The 15,427-nt window shown below is 63.5% G+C and carries 18 protein-coding genes; 13 read left to right on the forward strand and 5 right to left on the reverse strand.

Annotated features, from left to right (window positions below; all coding sequences use genetic code 11):
• Positions 1 to 31: 31 nt before the first annotated feature.
• Positions 32 to 562, reverse strand: coding sequence for a DUF3617 family protein (locus RCO31_RS14885; protein ID WP_308969190.1), 531 nt, complete (start codon positions 560 to 562; stop codon positions 32 to 34).
• Between the two features lie 141 nt (positions 563 to 703).
• A complete protein-coding gene (locus RCO31_RS14890) occupies positions 704 to 1,015 on the reverse strand; it encodes a hypothetical protein (protein WP_308969191.1) in 312 nt (103 codons plus the stop codon).
• Between the two features lie 165 nt (positions 1,016 to 1,180).
• Between RCO31_RS14890 and RCO31_RS14895 the strand changes: the two genes are divergently transcribed.
• The 4 genes from RCO31_RS14895 to RCO31_RS14910 all read left to right on the forward strand — a co-directional run bounded on the left by RCO31_RS14895 (position 1,181) and on the right by RCO31_RS14910 (position 3,887).
• Positions 1,181 to 1,639 carry a hypothetical protein gene (locus RCO31_RS14895; protein WP_308969192.1) on the forward strand — a complete coding sequence of 153 codons (459 nt, stop codon included), beginning with the start codon at positions 1,181 to 1,183 and terminating at the stop codon, positions 1,637 to 1,639.
• A 94-nt stretch (positions 1,640 to 1,733) separates the two neighbouring features.
• Complete coding sequence (locus tag RCO31_RS14900) at positions 1,734 to 2,423, forward strand: ribonuclease T2 (RefSeq protein ID WP_308969193.1); 690 nt, start codon at positions 1,734 to 1,736, stop codon at positions 2,421 to 2,423.
• A 74-nt stretch (positions 2,424 to 2,497) separates the two neighbouring features.
• Positions 2,498 to 3,388, forward strand: coding sequence for a 23S rRNA (adenine(2030)-N(6))-methyltransferase RlmJ (locus tag RCO31_RS14905; protein ID WP_308969194.1), 891 nt, complete (start codon positions 2,498 to 2,500; stop codon positions 3,386 to 3,388).
• Positions 3,389 to 3,671: 283 nt separating this feature from the next.
• The gene (locus tag RCO31_RS14910) at positions 3,672 to 3,887 is read left to right on the forward strand and encodes a cold-shock protein (RefSeq protein WP_308969195.1); all 216 of its coding nucleotides are present in this window, start codon (positions 3,672 to 3,674) and stop codon (positions 3,885 to 3,887) included.
• 79 nt (positions 3,888 to 3,966) lie between these two features.
• On the opposite strand, the gene RCO31_RS14915 is transcribed toward RCO31_RS14910, so the two are convergent.
• Positions 3,967 to 4,584, reverse strand: coding sequence for a porin family protein (locus RCO31_RS14915; protein ID WP_308969196.1), 618 nt, complete (start codon positions 4,582 to 4,584; stop codon positions 3,967 to 3,969).
• Positions 4,585 to 4,927: 343 nt separating this feature from the next.
• Between RCO31_RS14915 and uvrC the strand changes: the two genes are divergently transcribed.
• From uvrC to RCO31_RS14945, 6 genes are all read left to right on the forward strand, one after another.
• Positions 4,928 to 7,018: an excinuclease ABC subunit UvrC gene (gene uvrC, locus RCO31_RS14920; RefSeq protein WP_374991486.1), complete on the forward strand. Its 2,091-nt coding sequence runs from the start codon at positions 4,928 to 4,930 to the stop codon at positions 7,016 to 7,018.
• 118 nt (positions 7,019 to 7,136) lie between these two features.
• Positions 7,137 to 7,745 (forward strand): CDP-diacylglycerol--glycerol-3-phosphate 3-phosphatidyltransferase, encoded by a 609-nt coding sequence (gene pgsA / locus RCO31_RS14925; protein ID WP_308969197.1) that lies wholly within the window; start codon positions 7,137 to 7,139, stop codon positions 7,743 to 7,745.
• A gap of 4 nt (positions 7,746 to 7,749) precedes the next feature.
• On the forward strand, positions 7,750 to 8,001 hold the full coding sequence (gene moaD, locus RCO31_RS14930) for a molybdopterin converting factor subunit 1 (RefSeq protein ID WP_308969198.1): 252 nt from the start codon (positions 7,750 to 7,752) through the stop codon (positions 7,999 to 8,001).
• Between the two features lie 19 nt (positions 8,002 to 8,020).
• Positions 8,021 to 8,488, forward strand: a complete 468-nt coding sequence (locus RCO31_RS14935; protein ID WP_308969199.1) for a molybdenum cofactor biosynthesis protein MoaE — start codon at positions 8,021 to 8,023, stop codon at positions 8,486 to 8,488.
• Complete coding sequence (gene prmB, locus RCO31_RS14940; RefSeq protein WP_308969200.1) at positions 8,488 to 9,504, forward strand: 50S ribosomal protein L3 N(5)-glutamine methyltransferase; 1,017 nt, start codon at positions 8,488 to 8,490, stop codon at positions 9,502 to 9,504. The genes RCO31_RS14935 and prmB overlap by 1 nt, the downstream gene beginning before the upstream one ends.
• Positions 9,505 to 9,543: 39 nt before the next feature.
• Positions 9,544 to 10,314 carry a class I SAM-dependent methyltransferase gene (locus RCO31_RS14945; RefSeq protein WP_308969201.1) on the forward strand — a complete coding sequence of 257 codons (771 nt, stop codon included), beginning with the start codon at positions 9,544 to 9,546 and terminating at the stop codon, positions 10,312 to 10,314.
• Between the two features lie 57 nt (positions 10,315 to 10,371).
• Here the strand turns inward: RCO31_RS14945 and RCO31_RS14950 are convergent, their stop codons facing one another.
• Positions 10,372 to 11,259, reverse strand: coding sequence for a branched-chain amino acid aminotransferase (locus tag RCO31_RS14950; protein ID WP_308969202.1), 888 nt, complete (start codon positions 11,257 to 11,259; stop codon positions 10,372 to 10,374).
• 133 nt (positions 11,260 to 11,392) lie between these two features.
• Positions 11,393 to 12,472 (reverse strand): branched-chain amino acid aminotransferase, encoded by a 1,080-nt coding sequence (locus RCO31_RS14955; protein WP_308969305.1) that lies wholly within the window; start codon positions 12,470 to 12,472, stop codon positions 11,393 to 11,395.
• A 260-nt stretch (positions 12,473 to 12,732) separates the two neighbouring features.
• On the opposite strand from RCO31_RS14955, the gene RCO31_RS14960 reads away from it, so the two are divergent.
• The 3 genes from RCO31_RS14960 to RCO31_RS14970 all read left to right on the forward strand — a co-directional run bounded on the left by RCO31_RS14960 (position 12,733) and on the right by RCO31_RS14970 (position 15,419).
• Entirely contained in the window at positions 12,733 to 13,278 is a 546-nt protein-coding gene (locus tag RCO31_RS14960) for a MarR family transcriptional regulator (RefSeq protein WP_308969203.1), read from the forward strand.
• Between the two features lie 70 nt (positions 13,279 to 13,348).
• A complete protein-coding gene (locus tag RCO31_RS14965) occupies positions 13,349 to 14,008 on the forward strand; it encodes a response regulator transcription factor (RefSeq protein ID WP_308969306.1) in 660 nt (219 codons plus the stop codon).
• Between the two features lie 28 nt (positions 14,009 to 14,036).
• Positions 14,037 to 15,419 (forward strand): ATP-binding protein, encoded by a 1,383-nt coding sequence (locus tag RCO31_RS14970; protein WP_308969204.1) that lies wholly within the window; start codon positions 14,037 to 14,039, stop codon positions 15,417 to 15,419.
• The last annotated feature ends 8 nt before the right edge of the window (positions 15,420 to 15,427 follow it).

Consider the following 15,427-nt stretch of genomic DNA (forward strand, 5'->3'; position numbering starts at 1 on the left):
TTTTTTTTGTTTTGCGGGACTTGAGGCGAGGCTATTGCTTCCGCAGATTCTTGAAGCCTTCCATTTCCTTGATGTTGATCTTCATGCCTCCGGCCATCATCACGTCGCCGGGCTTCTGATCCGGCTTACAGGCGCCGACAAACCTGCCTTCGAGCGTCACATTGGAGACGACCGGCGCGCTGTCCGGTTCGTCCTGTATCTTTTTTTCGGCGGCCACCGTGTAGCTCGTCTGAAAGTCGCCGGTCACATCGGCATGCACGGCGAAAGTCTTGTTGTCGATGCGGCAGACCGCGTCGATCGTGTAGTGCTCGGCGTGCTTCTGGATATCGCTCTTTGGGCAGTGGTGAGGGGCAAGCGGATTGAACATCGTGCTCATTTGCCGATCGGTCGACTCGTCGGTGCAATGATGCATCATCGCGGTCGGCGCTGCGCCGCCGGTCAGCTTGATCTTGATCTCCCAGAGGCCGGGGCGCCGGATCGGCAGTTCTGCCGCGCTGGCGGGCAGCAATCCGCCGAGCGAGATCGACAACACCGCTGCGGCGGCAAGCCCTGCTCGCACCATTCTATGGCCCCTCGGGTCATTCGGTGCCACGATTAGACGCGCGCATGCCCGCGGACGCAAGCCTGCAGCCCTCGTGCTGCGGTGCAAATCCGCCGGCCTTGGCAATGCGATGGGTCTGATCGACGCGTTTCGCGTGCAGGATCAGTATCTGACCCGCAGGACGTGAATCGGACGTTCCGCCCGAGGCCAGACGCAGGCGAACGAAATGTATCCGCCGTAGCGGCGTTGCGTGGCGAGCCGCTTCGTGAGCTTGCCGTAGCGCGCGCAGTGGTCGACCGCGAGCCTTCGCGCGTCGATCTCCCCGGCCAGGGTCCAGGCGATGATGCCGCCGGTGTCGTTGCCCTTGAAGGGGGGCACCGTGTCCAGGAATGCGTTCGCCGGGCTCGACACGCACACCGCAAGGCAGATGGCCGCAAGGCCGGCAAGGGGAAGGGCGCGACGATTGACCTGCATGTCGTTCTCCGGTGCGATTCAGTGGCGGATTCTAGTGTGGCCGGCGGGTAAGGGAAAGCCACGCGCAGGCGGTTTTCGTCTCGTCGCTTGACGACTGTGGCCCTGCTGCACTTGACCCGGGGGCGGCGCAGCGGCACCGTCCGATAAACTGACTCGGTGTACCAAATGCCGCGACGAAATCTGCTGACCGCCTGCCTCCTCGTGCTGATCGCGACCGTGCTGTCGGCCGCTTCCGGCCCTGCAAACGCGGCCAATCTGTGGGAAAAGAACTTCTGGCTCGAGGGGCCGCGCTACGACAGCGTGGTACCGCCATGTGAGGCCATGCTGGGCAAGGTCGCCAAGAACTTCGCCGATAAGGAAAGCAAGTTCTGGAATTCGAGCCTGCAGATTCTCGAGTTCGCAAACGTTCGCGAAATCGCCTTCCGACCCTGGGAGTCGGACAACATTCCGCGCCGCTTCTGCACAGCGCGGGCGACGATCAGCGATGGAAAGGTCCGGACGGTTAATTTTTCCGTCATAGAGGACGGCGGCTTCGCAGGCATCTGGCCCGGCGTAGAGTTCTGCGTGGTCGGACTCGATCGCAATTGGGCGTTCAACCCAGCCTGTCGCATGGCGCGCCCCTGAGGCGGCGCCTTTGTTCCAACACACAGTTTGTTCTTGAAATGTTCCGGGCAGCATGTTTAGTGCCTCTCGGATAGGTTGCGTCGGGGCTGTTTTCATGTCGCGCGTTCTCTGGTGCGGGCTGGTCAGGCTTGCGGTCGTGATGTCGGCGATCGTCGCAGCCGGCACGGCGAGCGCACAGGATCGGCGGCAAAACAGCCCGGGCGAGTTCGACTTCTACGTGCTGGCCCTGTCGTGGTCGCCCTCCTACTGCGCGGCAGCGCACGAGCGGGGCCGGCTCAGCCGGTCGCACCAGCTCCAGTGTGGCGGGCGGCCTTACTCGTTCGTCGTGCACGGGCTCTGGCCGCAATATGAGCGAGGCTTCCCGAGCTATTGTCAGCAGCCTTCGCCTCGCCTGGACCGCCGTATCGTCTCCTCGATGCTTGATCTGATGCCTGCTCCCGGCTTGATCTACAACGAGTGGGACAAGCACGGGACATGCTCCGGCCTGCAGCAGCGCGCGTATTTCGAGACCATCCGCAAGGCGCGCGCCGCGATCAAGATCCCCGAGCCGTTCATCGACCTCGCCGACTATCAGATGGTCACGCCGGGTGACGTCGAAGACGCCTTCATCACGGCCAATCCCGGCCTCAGCGCGTCGGCCATCTCCGTCACCTGCGATGCGCGGCGCCTCACCGAAGTGCGCATCTGCGTGAACAAGGACCTGCAATTCCGCGCCTGTGATGAAGTCGATCGCAGGGCCTGCCGGCGCGAGAAAATCGTCATGCCGCCGATGCGCGGTGGCTGACCCGCAAAGCTGCCGCGCGGCGCCGGCTGCGAGGAGATCGCTGATCGCCCTGCATTCGTGTTACAGCGCTGCCCATGAATTACCGACACGCCTTCCACGCCGGCAACTTTGCCGACGTCGTCAAACACATCGTGTTGACGCGCGTGCTGGGCTACCTGCACGAGAAGCCGTCGGCCTTTCGTCTGATCGATACCCACGCCGGCGCGGGTCGCTACGACCTCACCGGCGACGAGGCCCGGCGCAGCGGTGAGTGGCGGCATGGCATTGCGAAGCTGTTCGAGGCCAAGCTCGATGCGACCGCAGCAGGCTTGATCAAGCCGTATCTGGACATCGTCCGATCCTACAACGCCGACGGGGACCTCACGGTCTATCCCGGGTCGCCGCTGATCGCCCGGGCACTGCTCAGGCCGCAGGACCGGATGACGGCCTGCGAACTCGAACCTGGCGCGCATGCCGAGCTCGTCGCTGCGCTGCGCCGCGACCGGCAGGCACGGGTGGTCAAGATCGACGGTTGGGCCGCGTTGCCGGCCTACGTGCCACCACACGAGCGGCGCGGCGTCGTGCTGATCGATCCGCCGTTCGAGCAGGCGGACGAGTTCGACCGCCTCGCGTCCGGCTTCAAGTCCGCGTTCGCCAAGTGGCCGACTGGAATTTTCATGCTCTGGTATCCGCTCAAGGATGCCCGCGCCGCGGGCCAGCTTGGTCAGCGCGTGGCGGACGTGCTGGTGTCAGGCCAGGTGTCCGCAAACGCGTCCGCCCGCAAAGCGCTGGCCGAACGATACCTGGCAATCGAATTCCAGACCGGCAGCACAGTGCGTACGGACGGGCTGACGGCCGCGGGACTGATCGTCGTCAACCCGCCTTGGACGCTTGAGAGGGAGATGGCGGCAGTCGCGCCTGCTCTCGTCACGGCTCTGGGCACCGAGGGACGGGGACGCTTCCGGATAGGCGCTTACAATCCTTGAGTGTGCCGGCCGCGCGCCGAGCGTGCGCCAACCGGCCTCACAAAAAAATGATGTCACCCATAGTCGCCCGCGCACAACCGTATTATGTTTTGCCGCATGGCTGGCTTTACGTTCCGCTTTCGCAAATGATCGCGGCGGAGTGACAAGGCTTTGGATGTCTCCCGGCGCACGCACGGTTTCGCCGCAGGAAACAGCCCTGTTGCCGATGCTTTCCGGGAGTGATGTCCGGTCGTGCCGTTGCGCGGGGGGCGCGCGGCAAAGCATGACGGGGAGGAGTTTCCCGATGGCAATGACGGGGACAGTCAAGTTCTTCAACGGCGAACGCGGCTACGGTTTCATCAAGCCGGATGATGGCGGGCGCGATGTATTCGTTCACATCACGGCAGTCGAGCGAGCGGGACTGAAGGGACTGAACGAGGGACAGCGGATAACCTTCGAAGTCGAGCCCGACAAGAAGGGCAAGGGACCGAAGGCGGTGAATCTCGTGATATCGCCTTAAGTCCGCTGCACCTGCTGCGCATTGCCGATGCAAGATAATCCCGGACAAATCCGGGATTCTCGTCCACCAGCTACGCGGATCAGAACTTGTAGTTCACGCCAAACCGCACGACGCTGAAATCATAGCTGTTCGGCATGCCGGTCACCATGAAATGGTTCTCGTTGAGACTGACGTAGAGGTATTCGGCCTTTACCGACCAGTTCTGCGTGAGGCCGATCTCGGCACCCGCGCCCAGCGTCCAGCCCGCGGTTGTGTTGGTTTCGGTGAGGTTCAGCACCTGGGCGCGGACGCTACCGAAGGCGAGACCGCCAGTGCCGTAGATGAGGATATTATTCATAGCGAAGCCGGCGCGACCACGCAGCGTGCCGAACCATGGATTGGAAAATTTCCATGCCGCGAAGGTATCGCTGGCGCCGCTTGCCTGGATGTCCACTTCGCCGCCTAGCACGAATTGACCGAACTGCCAGTTGTAGCCGCCCTGAACGCCGCCGTTGAGGCCTGACGGTTCTGCCCTGTTCTGGGAGACGTCGCCCCACGCGTAACCGATGTTGCCGCCGACATAGGGGCCTGCCCAGCTGTAGCCGTTCAGCGGTTGCTCCACCGTGTAGGGGGCGCGATAGCCGTAGGGGTCGGCCGCCTGTGCGGACGTGACACCGATCAACACAAGCGCGATCGCGACGGTGAATTGGATACGCATGTTACTTCTTACTTCCTCTGGAACCCTGCCCCGTGAGCCTCAATTTGACGTGCGTTGGGGCGCTCGGAGTTCGAAGTTGTTCCGAGCTCCCTGCTGTCATGGCTAAAATTTATCGAGAGTTTTAAGTTAAGCATCCATTAAGCCGGCGAGAGCGGCGCACGATCGTCGTTAAGAGAGTTTTACTTGCAGTGTCGGGCGCAAGGGCGCGCTGGTGGTCCCTCGACACTCTCCAGAAACCGTCAGCAGTGGCGTCCGAACATGGTGATTTTTTGGTAAAAAATCCTGCGGAAGAGGCGTAGTCGGCGTCTGGCCGCAGCCATTGCATGCGCTTAACTTGGGGACGATGAACGAGAGCACTGACGACCCTAAGACCCCGCACGAGCAGTCGTTTGAGAGAAACGGGACTGCCGGCGACATCGATCCTGCGACCACGGCCGTCGAGGAGGACGACGAGGCGCGCCTGCCGGAATCCCAGGATGAGCCCGTCGAGCCTGTCGAGGAAGGAACTCTCGCTTTCGGTCGGGCAGCGATCGCGCGCGCGGTGCGGCTCGCGCCGGCCTCGGCCGGCGTCTATCGGATGCTGAATGCCGCCGGCGACGTGCTCTATGTCGGCAAGGCCAAGAGCGTCCGCAAGCGTCTTGCCTCGTATGCGCGCCCGACCGGCAACGCCATCCGCATTTCCCGCATGATTGCGGCCACCGCGAATGTCGAGATCGTCTCGACCGCCACCGAAACCGAAGCGCTGCTGCTCGAAGCCAATCTCATCAAGCAGCTTCGGCCGCGCTTCAACGTGCAACTGCGCGACGACAAGTCGTTTCCGTACATCCTTTTGACGGGTGATCACTGGGCGCCGCAGATCCTCAAGCATCGCGGCGCTCAGACGCGGCCCGGCAGCTATTTCGGTCCGTTCGCATCTGCCGGCGCAGTTGGGCGAACGATCACTGCTCTGCAGCGTGCATTCCTCATTCGCTCCTGCACCGATGCCTTCTTCGAAAGCCGGACGCGGCCATGCCTGTTGTACCAGATCAAGCGCTGCTCGGGCCCATGCACGCGCGAGATCGACTTCACCGGCTACTCGGAGCTCGTGGGCGAGGCCAAGGACTTTCTGTCCGGCCGTAGCCGTGCCGTGAAGGAGCAGCTTGCGCGCGAGATGGAGCAGGCATCCGCCGGTCTGGAGTTCGAGCGTGCTGCGCTCTATCGCGACCGGCTGGCGGCGCTCTCTGCTGTGCAGGCCCAGCAGGGCATCAATCCGCGCACGCTCGAGGAAGCCGATGTGTTCGCGATCCATCAGGAGGGCGGCTATTCCTGCGTCGAGGTGTTTTTCTTCCGCACCGGCCAGAACTGGGGCAATCGCGCCTATTTTCCGCGTGCCGACCGTAGCTTCTCGGCGGCTGAGGTGCTCGGCTCGTTCCTCGCGCAATTCTACGAGGACAAACCGCCGCCGCGGCTGGTGTTGCTCTCGCACGAGATCGACGAGCGCGAACTGCTGAGCGAGGCGCTTACCGCCAAGGCGGGCGTGAAGGTCGAGGTCAGCATTCCGCAACGAGGCGAGAAGCGCGATCTCGTCAACCACGCGCTGGCGAACGCGCGAGAGGCGCTCGGCCGCAAGCTTGCCGACTCGTCGTCGCAGATGCGTTTGCTTCAGGCGCTGGCCGTGACGCTCGGTCTGCCGCGCGTACCGAAGCGGATCGAGGTCTACGACAACAGCCATATCCAGGGCACCAACGCGGTCGGTGCGATGATCGTCGCGGGCACCGAAGGCTTTGCGAAAAACCAGTACCGGAAGTTCAACATCCGTTCCGAAGCGCTGACGCCCGGCGACGACTACGCGATGATGCGCGAGGTGCTCGAACGCCGTTTCAAGCGGCTTCTCAACGACGCGCCGCGCGCGCAACAGCCGGCGCCGCCAGCGACTGCACAAGCAACGCCGGATGCTGCGACCGTAGCGGAGGACACGGCGCCGCAGGACGACGCACCGCAATGGCCGGATCTCGTAGTGATCGACGGCGGCCTGGGCCAGCTCAGCGCTGCCCGGGAGATCCTCACGACCCTGGGGCTCGCCGACGTGCCGCTGATCGCGGTCGCCAAGGGGCCGGAGCGTGACGCCGGTAAGGAAACAATTTTCCTGCCGGACCGGCCGCCGTTGAAACTCGAGCCGCGCGACCCGGTTCTCTATTTCATCCAGCGGATGCGCGACGAGGCGCATCGGTTCGTGATCGGATCGCACCGCAAGCTGCGGCATAAGGGCATCCGTGAGGCAGGCCTGCAGGAGATAGCTGGCATCGGGCCGTCACGTAAACGTGCTTTGCTGCATCACTTCGGAACCCTGAAAGCGATCGAGCATGCCTCGGTTGCGGACCTTGCGAAAGTTCCGGGAATCAGCGCCGAGAGTGCACGTAGAATCTACGAGTTTTTTCATTCTGCGGCGGGTTAACCCTTGAGGCAGCGGAATGGGTCGGTAGGCAACGATGTGTGGCCTTCGTTCTGGAGCATGAGCCGTGATAGACCTTGTGAAAGTTGACCGCGGCGGTGGAGACGTATTGGTAGGACGGATGAAAGACACGGTCACCCGGGCGCCGGTCGATCGGTCTCTGGCGCTGCCCAATATTCTGACCTATTCGCGGATTGCGGCCGTCCCGGTCGTGGTTGCCTGCCTGTTTGCCCAGTCGGTGCACGGCGGCCCGCTCTGGCTGCGCTGGGTGGCGCTGGCGATCTTTATCGCGGCCGGCGTGACTGACTTTCTCGACGGCTACTATGCCCGCACCCTGGGCCAGCAATCGGCCTTCGGCCGGATGCTGGATCCGATCGCCGACAAGCTGCTGGTGGCGTCCTGTCTCTTGATGCTGGCGATGGACGAAACGATCCGCGGCTGGACGCTGTGGGCGGCCATCATCATTCTCTGCCGCGAGATCCTGGTGTCTGGCTTGCGCGAGTATCTCGCCGCACTGCGCGTCAGCGTGCCCGTTACCAAGCTCGCGAAATGGAAGACGACGGTCCAGCTCGTCGCCATCGGCTTCCTGATCGCAGGTGAAGCGGGCGACGAGATCCTGCCATGGACCTCGCAGATCGGCATCACGCTGCTGTGGATTTCAGCGATTGTCACGCTCTACACGGGATGGGACTACTTCCGTGCGGGCGCGCATCACATCATGTCGGAGTGAGGGTTTGCGCGTTCTCTATTTCGCCTGGGTTCGCGAGCGTATCGGTAAGGCCGAGGAAAGCGTCGAGCCGCCGGCGTCGGCGGCGACGGTCGCGGACCTGATCGCTTGGCTCGCCTCGCGCGGCGAGGAATATGCTCATGCCTTCGAAAAGCCCGGCGTAATCCGTGCGGCGATCGACAAGGTGCATGTCAAACCGGAGACGGCGATCCGCGGTGCGAAGGAAATCGCATTCTTTCCGCCGATGACCGGCGGCTGAGAGCTGATATAAGGCGCGCATGAGCGCTCCCGTCACCATCCGCCTGCAGACCAGCGATTTCGACGTTGCCGCCGAGACCGCCGCGCTGACGCGCGGGCGCACCGACATCGGCGCGGTCGTCAATTTCGTCGGTATCTGCCGCGGCGGCGAGGGCGAGGGTGCCATCTCGGCGTTGACGCTAGAACACTACCCCGGCATGGCCGAGGAGGAGATCGCGCGCCATGCCAACGAGGCGCTGGCGCGCTGGCCGCTGACCGGGCTGACGATCATCCACCGCTATGGTCGGCTCATGCCCGGCGAGAACATCATGATGGTGCTCACCGCGTCGGCGCATCGCGCGGCGGCATTCGAGGCAGCGCAGTTCCTGATGGATTACCTGAAGACGGCCGCGCCATTCTGGAAGAGCGAGGAGCGCGCGTCCGGAGCGCGGTGGGTGGAGGCGACGCGAGAAGACGACGCAGCGGCGGCACGCTGGACGAAATCCTGATGGCGAAGACGGCGAAAGTCGCCCGTCGCAAGGCCGCGACTGCAAAAAAGGTTTCGCGCCGCGCCGCGCCGACCTCCGCGGCGAAGGTGAGGCAGGCAAAGAAGAAGCCGATCAAGTCGGTTGTCGCCAAAACCCAACCGGCCACGGTCCTCGATCACATCCGGACTGCCGCCAGCCGTCTCAGGAAAGCGCGCGTGGTGTTTGCGCACGGCACGACCGATCCGGTGGCGGAGGCTGCGTTCATCGTCGGCGAAACGCTGGGTCTCCGCCCTGACGCCATCGAAGACGCCTGCGATCGCCGGGTCACGAAAGCCGACAGTGCCAAGATCCGCGAGCTGGTGGAGCAGCGCGTTCGCACCCGAAAGCCGGCCGCCTACCTCCTCAATCGGATGTATATGCGCGGGCTGCCGTTCTACGTCGATGAACGCACGATCGTGCCGCGGTCGTTCATCGGCGAGATCCTCGACGATCATTTTGGCGACGAAGCCAGCTTGCAGCTGCGCGACCCCGCAACGGTGACGCGCGTGCTCGATCTTTGTACCGGCTCGGGCTGTCTGGCGATCCTCGCCGCCCGCGCATTTCCGAACGCCGTGATCGACGCCGCCGATCTTTCGGCCGACGCACTCGCCGTAGCCCGACGCAATGTCATGGACCATGGGCTAGAGCGACGGATCCGTCTCGTGCAGGGTGACCTGTTCACGGCGCTCGGCGGCGAACGCTACGACCTCATCATCTCCAACCCGCCCTACGTGGATGCGGAAGGCATGGCTGGCCTGCCGCGCGAATGCGCGTATGAACCGAAGATGGCATTCGACGGGGGCGCCGACGGCATCGCCCTGGTTCGCCGTATCCTGAGTGACGCCGGGGCACATCTCGACGATGACGGCGGCCTGTTGTGCGAGGTCGGCCGCTGCCGCCCGGCGCTTGAGGCGGCCTATCCGAGGATGCCGTTCCTCTGGCTCGACACGGAGGAATCGGAAGGCGAGGTGTTCTGGCTGGAGGCGAGCCAGCTCTAGGTGCTAGGCTCCTCCCGCAGCAAACGAAGGGACATCTGCGTGGAGCAACGGTTCTCGTTTGACAGGACGGCCGATCTCTACGGCACCTCGCGTCCGATCTATCCGGAAGCCTTGTTCGACGAGATCGCGAACTTCGCCGATCTTGCCCACGATGATGCCGTCCTTGAGCTCGGATGCGGAACGGGGCAGGCGACGCGGGGTTTCGCGCGTCAGGGGTTGAGCGTCCTGGCGCTGGACCCGGGCGCCGAGTTGCTGCGCGTCGCGCGCCAGACTCTCGCAAGCTTCCACAGCATTGAATTCGTCCAGGCGACGTTCGAAGCGTGGCCGCCGCGGTCGGCCGCATTCAAGCTGGTCGCCTCGGCGCAGGCATTTCATTGGATTGCGCCTGACGTACGCTTCGTGAAGGCCGCCGAGGTGCTTGCGCCGAGGGGCACATTGGCGGTTTTCGGCAACGTTCCGGTCGGGCTTGACGCGGCGCTGCTTGCTGAATTTCGACGGGTTTATGCAGCGCACGGCTTTCCGGAAACGAGTCCGCCCGAACGCTGGTATCTGCCGAGCGGGCCGATCGCGCAGTTATTCGCCGAGTCGGAACTGTTCGAACCCACCGTTCACGCGAGCTTTGCCTGGAACAGGCTGTTTACGTCGTCGAGCTATGTCGCGTTTCTTCATACGCGCTCCGATCATCAGATGATGGAAGCCGTCACGCGCGAGAAGCTGATCGCCGATATCGCCCAGGAAATTGTTGCGCATGGCGATGAGTTCGAGATGAACTACGAGACGCATCTCTATATGGCGCGCCGCGCGAGCTAGATCTTTTTGTCGTCCCGGCCAAGCGAAGCGGCGTGGCCCAAGCGTAGACGTCTCGCGCTACGCCGCCTTCCGGCCTTTCGGCTGCACCTCGAACGTGTAGTCATCCATGAGCCGCTTGGAGACCGCGCCCGGCGTGAATTTCCAATCGGCGATCTCGGACACCGGTGTGACTTCGGCGGCCGTGCCGGTGATGAAGCACTCTGAGAAGCCGGTGAGCTCCTCCGGCATGATGCGGCGTTCGATGACCTCTATGCCGCGCTTCTTCGCCAGGTCGATCACCGTCGTCCGCGTGATACCGTCGAGGAAACAGTCGGCAATCGGCGTGTGCAGCTTGCCCTCCTTGACGAAGAAGATGTTGGCGCCGGTGCATTCGGCGACCCGACCTTCCCAGTCGAGCATTAGAGCGTCGGCATAGCCTTTGCGTTCGGCTGCATGCTTGGAGATGGTGCAGATCATGTAGAGGCCCGCCGCCTTCGCCAGCGCGGGGATCGTGCGCGGGTCGGGTCGACGGTACTCGGCCATGTCGATGCGGATACCCTTCAGCCGCTCCACGGGATCGAAATAGCTCGGCCATTCCCAACATGCGATCGCGAGGTGGATCGTATTGGATCGCGCCGACACTCCCATCATCTCCGAGCCGCGCCAGGCGATGGGCCGCAGATAGGCGCCTGGCAGGTTGTTCTTCTCGATCACCAGTTGTTTTGCGGCGTCGATCTCGGCGACCGAATAGGGAATCTCGAAGTCGAGGATCTGCGCCGAGCGCTTCAGCCGCTCGGAATGCTCCCTGCTCTTGAACACCTCGCCGCCATACGCGCGTTCGCCCTCGAACACACAGCTTGCATAATGCAGGCCATGGGTCAGCACATGAACATTCGCCTCCGCCCACGGCACAAGTTTGCCGTCGAACCAGATGATACCGTCGACCTTGTCGAAAGAAACTCCCATGGCATGCCTCCAAAAGGATGCGTCGAAGCGACGACCGCCTGACCGCGGCGCGACGTGGCGCACGCGGGCGCTTTCAGCCCTGCGCTAACGAGAGAGAAGCGAATGTTACGGAAGCGGCGGAGTCCGTCGCCACTTACAGGATTTTTCTGATCCAGTTGTGCGGGTCGGCCGCGCGACCGTACTGGATGTCGACAAGCTTCTTGCGCAACCCCATGGCGACGGGGCCGGCGGCGCCGCCGCTGATGAGGAAATCGCCGTTCACGGAACAGACCTTGCCGATCGGCGAGATCACGGCCGCCGTTCCGCACGCAAAAGCCTCTTTCAGCTTCCCGCTAACGGCATCGGCGCGCCACTGGTCGATCGTGTAGGCTTCCTCGCGCACGGGTGTGCCGGAATCCTTCGCGAGGGCGATGATCGAATCGCGGGTGATCCCCGGCAGGATTGTGCCGAGCGGCGGCGTCAGCAGCGAGCCGTCGTCGAATACAAAGAAGACGTTCATGCCGCCGAGCTCCTCGACGTAACGGCGCTCGACCGCGTCGAGAAACACCACCTGATCGCAACCGTGCTCGATGGCCTCGGCCTGGGCGCGCAGGCTCGCAGCGTAGTTGCCGCCGCACTTGACGGCGCCGGTGCCGCCGATCGCGGCGCGCGTGTAGTTCTCCGATACCCAGATCGACACCGGCGCAGGTCCGCCCTTGAAATAGGAGCCGACAGGCGAGGCGATGACCGCGAAGATGTATTCGGCAGAAGGTTTCACGCCGAGAAACACCTCGCTCGCGATCATGAAGGGCCGCAGGTAGAGACTGCCTTCGCCGCCCGGAATCCAGGCACGGTCGATGCGCACGAGCTGCTCGACCGCTTCGATGAACACGGGCTCGGGCAGCGGCGCCATGGCCATGCGCTCGGCCGAACTCTTGAAGCGGAGGGCATTGGCATCGGGGCGGAACAGGTTCACGCCGCCGTCGTCGCGCTTGTAGGCCTTGAGGCCTTCAAAAATCTCCTGCGCATAGTGCAGGACGGCCAGTGCCGGATCGAGCGGGAAATTCGCGCGGGATTCGATGCGCGCGCCATGCCAGCCCTTCGCCTGATCGTAGCGGACGATCGCCATGTGATCGGTGAAAATCCGGCCGAAGCCCGGGTCCACCAGCTTGGCCGTGCGGTCCTTCTCGGACGTGGGCTTGCTCGTGGGCTGGATTTCGAATTTCAAGTTCATCTCCGTGCTTCCCGGCTGTCGGAACAGCATGGTCTTTCTCCCGGCTCCGGTCGGCGCCGTCCGTGGCGCGCGGCCCGTTTTGCGTCCAAACCTTATTCCCAGTATGTTTCGCGAAATGCCGACCGACAATCGCAGCGGTAATCACTTCGCCAAGGCGTTTCGCCGATGCGCCTGGATCGATCACTCGTCGATACGGCGCCGCGAACGAAAATTTCGCTTCAGTCCTGATTTTTGTAACACTCGACCGAAATTATGTCAACATGACTGACATAAATTTGAAGGGCACGGGCTCCGTGCGCCCGGCTGAACAACCGACCCGGTCGGGTGAGCCGCTCTGGGATATCATCGAATTGCTGTTCTACGCCTATCGGGACTTCGTCGGCGATGCTGATGACGTGCTGAAGGAGTTCGGCTTCGGCCGCGCCCACCATCGGGTGATCCATTTCGTCCACCGCTATCCGGGACTGAAGGTGGCGGACCTCCTGGACGTCCTGCGGATCACCAAGCAATCGCTAGGTCGTGTGCTGAAGCAGCTGATCGACGAGGGCTACATCGTCCAGCGGGCTGGCGAGAGCGACAAACGGCAGCGCCTGCTGTTTGCGACGCCCAAAGGCGAGGCTCTGGTCGCGAAGCTCGCAGGCCTGCAGACCGATCGCATCACTGCGGCGCTCAAGGGGCTCGATCCGGCCGGGGCAGACACAGTTCGGCGATTTTTGCGCGCCATGATCGACCACGACGATCCGGACAAAGTGCTGCAGATCGTGCTTGGCGGCGCCCGTTCGGGGCCGCGCGACACCACGAGGTGACCTTAAGGTGAGCGATATCTTGACCGCTGTTCCTGTCAGAGCGGAGCTCGCCGACGACGCGCCGCACCTGATGCTCGTCGACGACGACCGGCGCATCCGTGATCTGCTGTCGCGCTTTCTCGCTGGCGAGGGCTATCGCGTGACCACGGCCATGAGCGCGTCGGACGCCCGCGCGAAACTCTCCGGCCTGCATTTCGATCTCCTGATCCTCGACGTGATGATGCCGGGCGAAAGCGGCTTCGATCTCGCCCGTTCGATCCGCCAGTCGTCGAACGTGCCGATCATCATGCTGACGGCACGCGCCGAAGCGGACAGCCGCATTGAAGGCCTGCAGATCGGCGCCGACGACTACGTCGCCAAGCCGTTCGAACCGCGCGAGCTGGTGCTGCGCATCGGCAACATTCTCAAGCGGGCGGCACCCGAGCCACCGCCCGCAGCGGACTCCATCAGCTTCGGTCCATACGTATTTCATCTCGAACGCGGCGAATTGCGACAGGGTGAGGAAGTCGTGCGGCTGACCGACCGCGAGCGCGAGATGCTGCGCGTCCTGTGCGCGACGCCGGGAGAAACCGTGCCGCGATTGGCGCTCGCCGGCGGCGGCTCGGTCAACGAGCGCGCGGTCGACGTCCAGGTGAACCGCCTGCGGCGCAAGATCGAGCGCGATCCCGCCAATCCGCTGTTCATTCAGGCCGTACGCGGAATCGGCTACCGCCTGGTGGCATCGCCGTGAAACCCGCCGTCAAACGCTGCTGAGCGCGATGAGCACGCTCGACACCCGCACGACGTTGATCCGCACCGCTTCGCGTCATGTCGCCAGTGCGAACGACTGGCTTGGGCAGGCGTTCAAGGATTGGATGCCGAAGGGGCTCTATGCCCGCGCGCTTCTCATCATCATCGTTCCGATGGTCCTGCTGCAGTCCGTGATTGCGTTGGTGTTTATGGAACGGCACTGGAACACGGTGACGCGCCGGCTCTCCACCGTCGTCGTGCAGGATATCGCGGCGCTGATGGATATCTACAGCATGTATCCGCAGGACAAGGATCGGCTGCGATATGTTGCACAGCACCGGCTTGGTCTCGTCGTGGACTTCCTGCCAGTTACCGACATGCCGCCTCCCGGGCCGAGGCCGTTCTTCTCGCTGCTCGATCAGACGCTGTCGGTTCGATTGAGCCAGAACGTCGGCCGGCCATTCTGGATCGATACGGTCGGCCGGTCATCGCTGGTGGAAATCCGGATCAAGCTCGACGATGCGGTAATGCGGGTGTTCGCCCAACGCAGTGCGGCCTATGCCTCGAACTCGGAAATCTTCCTGTTCTGGATGATAGGTACCTCGCTGGTCCTGCTGACGGTCGCCGTGCTGTTCCTGCGCAATCAGATCAGGCCGATCGTGAGGCTTGCCGATGCCGCCGAGAGTTTTGGCAAGGGGCGGGAGGCGCCGGGCTTCCGTCCGCGCGGCGCGCGTGAAATCCGTCAGGCCGCACTAGCATTCATCGAGATGAAGACCCGCATCGAGCGTTCGATCGAACAGCGCACAGCGATGCTTGCGGGCGTGTCGCACGATTTGCGAACCATCCTGACGCGCTTCAAGCTCGAGCTGGCACTGATCGGCGACAGCCCGGAAGTCGAGGCGATGCGCAAGGACGTCGACGAGATGAACGGCATGCTTGAAGGCTATCTGGCCTTCACCCGCGGCGACTCCAGCGAACAGGCTGCGCCCACCCATATCGGCGTGCTGCTGGATGAGCTGCGCAGCGAGGCCGAGCGGCAGGGGCACAAGGTGACGGTCACCTTCACCGGCCAGCCGGTCGTGATCGTCAAGCCGGCGGCCTTCAAACGGTGCGTCGGAAATCTTGTTTCGAACGCGGTCCGTCATGCCGACGCGATCGTCATCCACGGTCAGCGCGATCATCGCTGGCTGACGGTGGCGATCGACGACGACGGCCCGGGCATCCCGCAGAACATGCGCGAAGAGGTCTTCAAGCCGTTCCTCCGGCTCGACGCGGCGCGAAACGTGGACGAAGGCGGCAGTGGACTGGGCCTCGCCATCGCCCGCGACATCGCTCGCTCTCACGGCGGCGATATCTTCCTCGGCGACAGCCCGATGGGCGGCCTGCGCGCAACGGTACGTGTGCCAGTGTAATTGTCCGC

Source organism: Bradyrhizobium sp. LHD-71, assembly GCF_031157255.1.
In the GTDB taxonomy this organism is placed as follows: domain Bacteria; phylum Pseudomonadota; class Alphaproteobacteria; order Rhizobiales; family Xanthobacteraceae; genus P52-10.

Coding starts and splice junctions, on each gene's coding strand:
- RCO31_RS14885 (WP_308969190.1), bottom strand. CDS start 562: ATGGTGCGAGCAGGGCTTGCCGCCGCAGCGGTGTTGTCGATCTCGCTC.
- RCO31_RS14890 (WP_308969191.1), bottom strand. CDS start 1,015: ATGCAGGTCAATCGTCGCGCCCTTCCCCTTGCCGGCCTTGCGGCCATC.
- RCO31_RS14895 (WP_308969192.1), top strand. CDS start 1,181: ATGCCGCGACGAAATCTGCTGACCGCCTGCCTCCTCGTGCTGATCGCG.
- RCO31_RS14900 (WP_308969193.1), top strand. CDS start 1,734: ATGTCGCGCGTTCTCTGGTGCGGGCTGGTCAGGCTTGCGGTCGTGATG.
- RCO31_RS14905 (WP_308969194.1), top strand. CDS start 2,498: ATGAATTACCGACACGCCTTCCACGCCGGCAACTTTGCCGACGTCGTC.
- RCO31_RS14910 (WP_308969195.1), top strand. CDS start 3,672: ATGGCAATGACGGGGACAGTCAAGTTCTTCAACGGCGAACGCGGCTAC.
- RCO31_RS14915 (WP_308969196.1), bottom strand. CDS start 4,584: ATGCGTATCCAATTCACCGTCGCGATCGCGCTTGTGTTGATCGGTGTC.
- uvrC (WP_374991486.1), top strand. CDS start 4,928: ATGAACGAGAGCACTGACGACCCTAAGACCCCGCACGAGCAGTCGTTT.
- pgsA (WP_308969197.1), top strand. CDS start 7,137: ATGAAAGACACGGTCACCCGGGCGCCGGTCGATCGGTCTCTGGCGCTG.
- RCO31_RS14935 (WP_308969199.1), top strand. CDS start 8,021: ATGAGCGCTCCCGTCACCATCCGCCTGCAGACCAGCGATTTCGACGTT.
- prmB (WP_308969200.1), top strand. CDS start 8,488: ATGGCGAAGACGGCGAAAGTCGCCCGTCGCAAGGCCGCGACTGCAAAA.
- RCO31_RS14950 (WP_308969202.1), bottom strand. CDS start 11,259: ATGGGAGTTTCTTTCGACAAGGTCGACGGTATCATCTGGTTCGACGGC.
- RCO31_RS14955 (WP_308969305.1), bottom strand. CDS start 12,472: ATGAACTTGAAATTCGAAATCCAGCCCACGAGCAAGCCCACGTCCGAG.
- RCO31_RS14960 (WP_308969203.1), top strand. CDS start 12,733: ATGACTGACATAAATTTGAAGGGCACGGGCTCCGTGCGCCCGGCTGAA.
- RCO31_RS14965 (WP_308969306.1), top strand. CDS start 13,349: ATGCTCGTCGACGACGACCGGCGCATCCGTGATCTGCTGTCGCGCTTT.
- RCO31_RS14970 (WP_308969204.1), top strand. CDS start 14,037: ATGAGCACGCTCGACACCCGCACGACGTTGATCCGCACCGCTTCGCGT.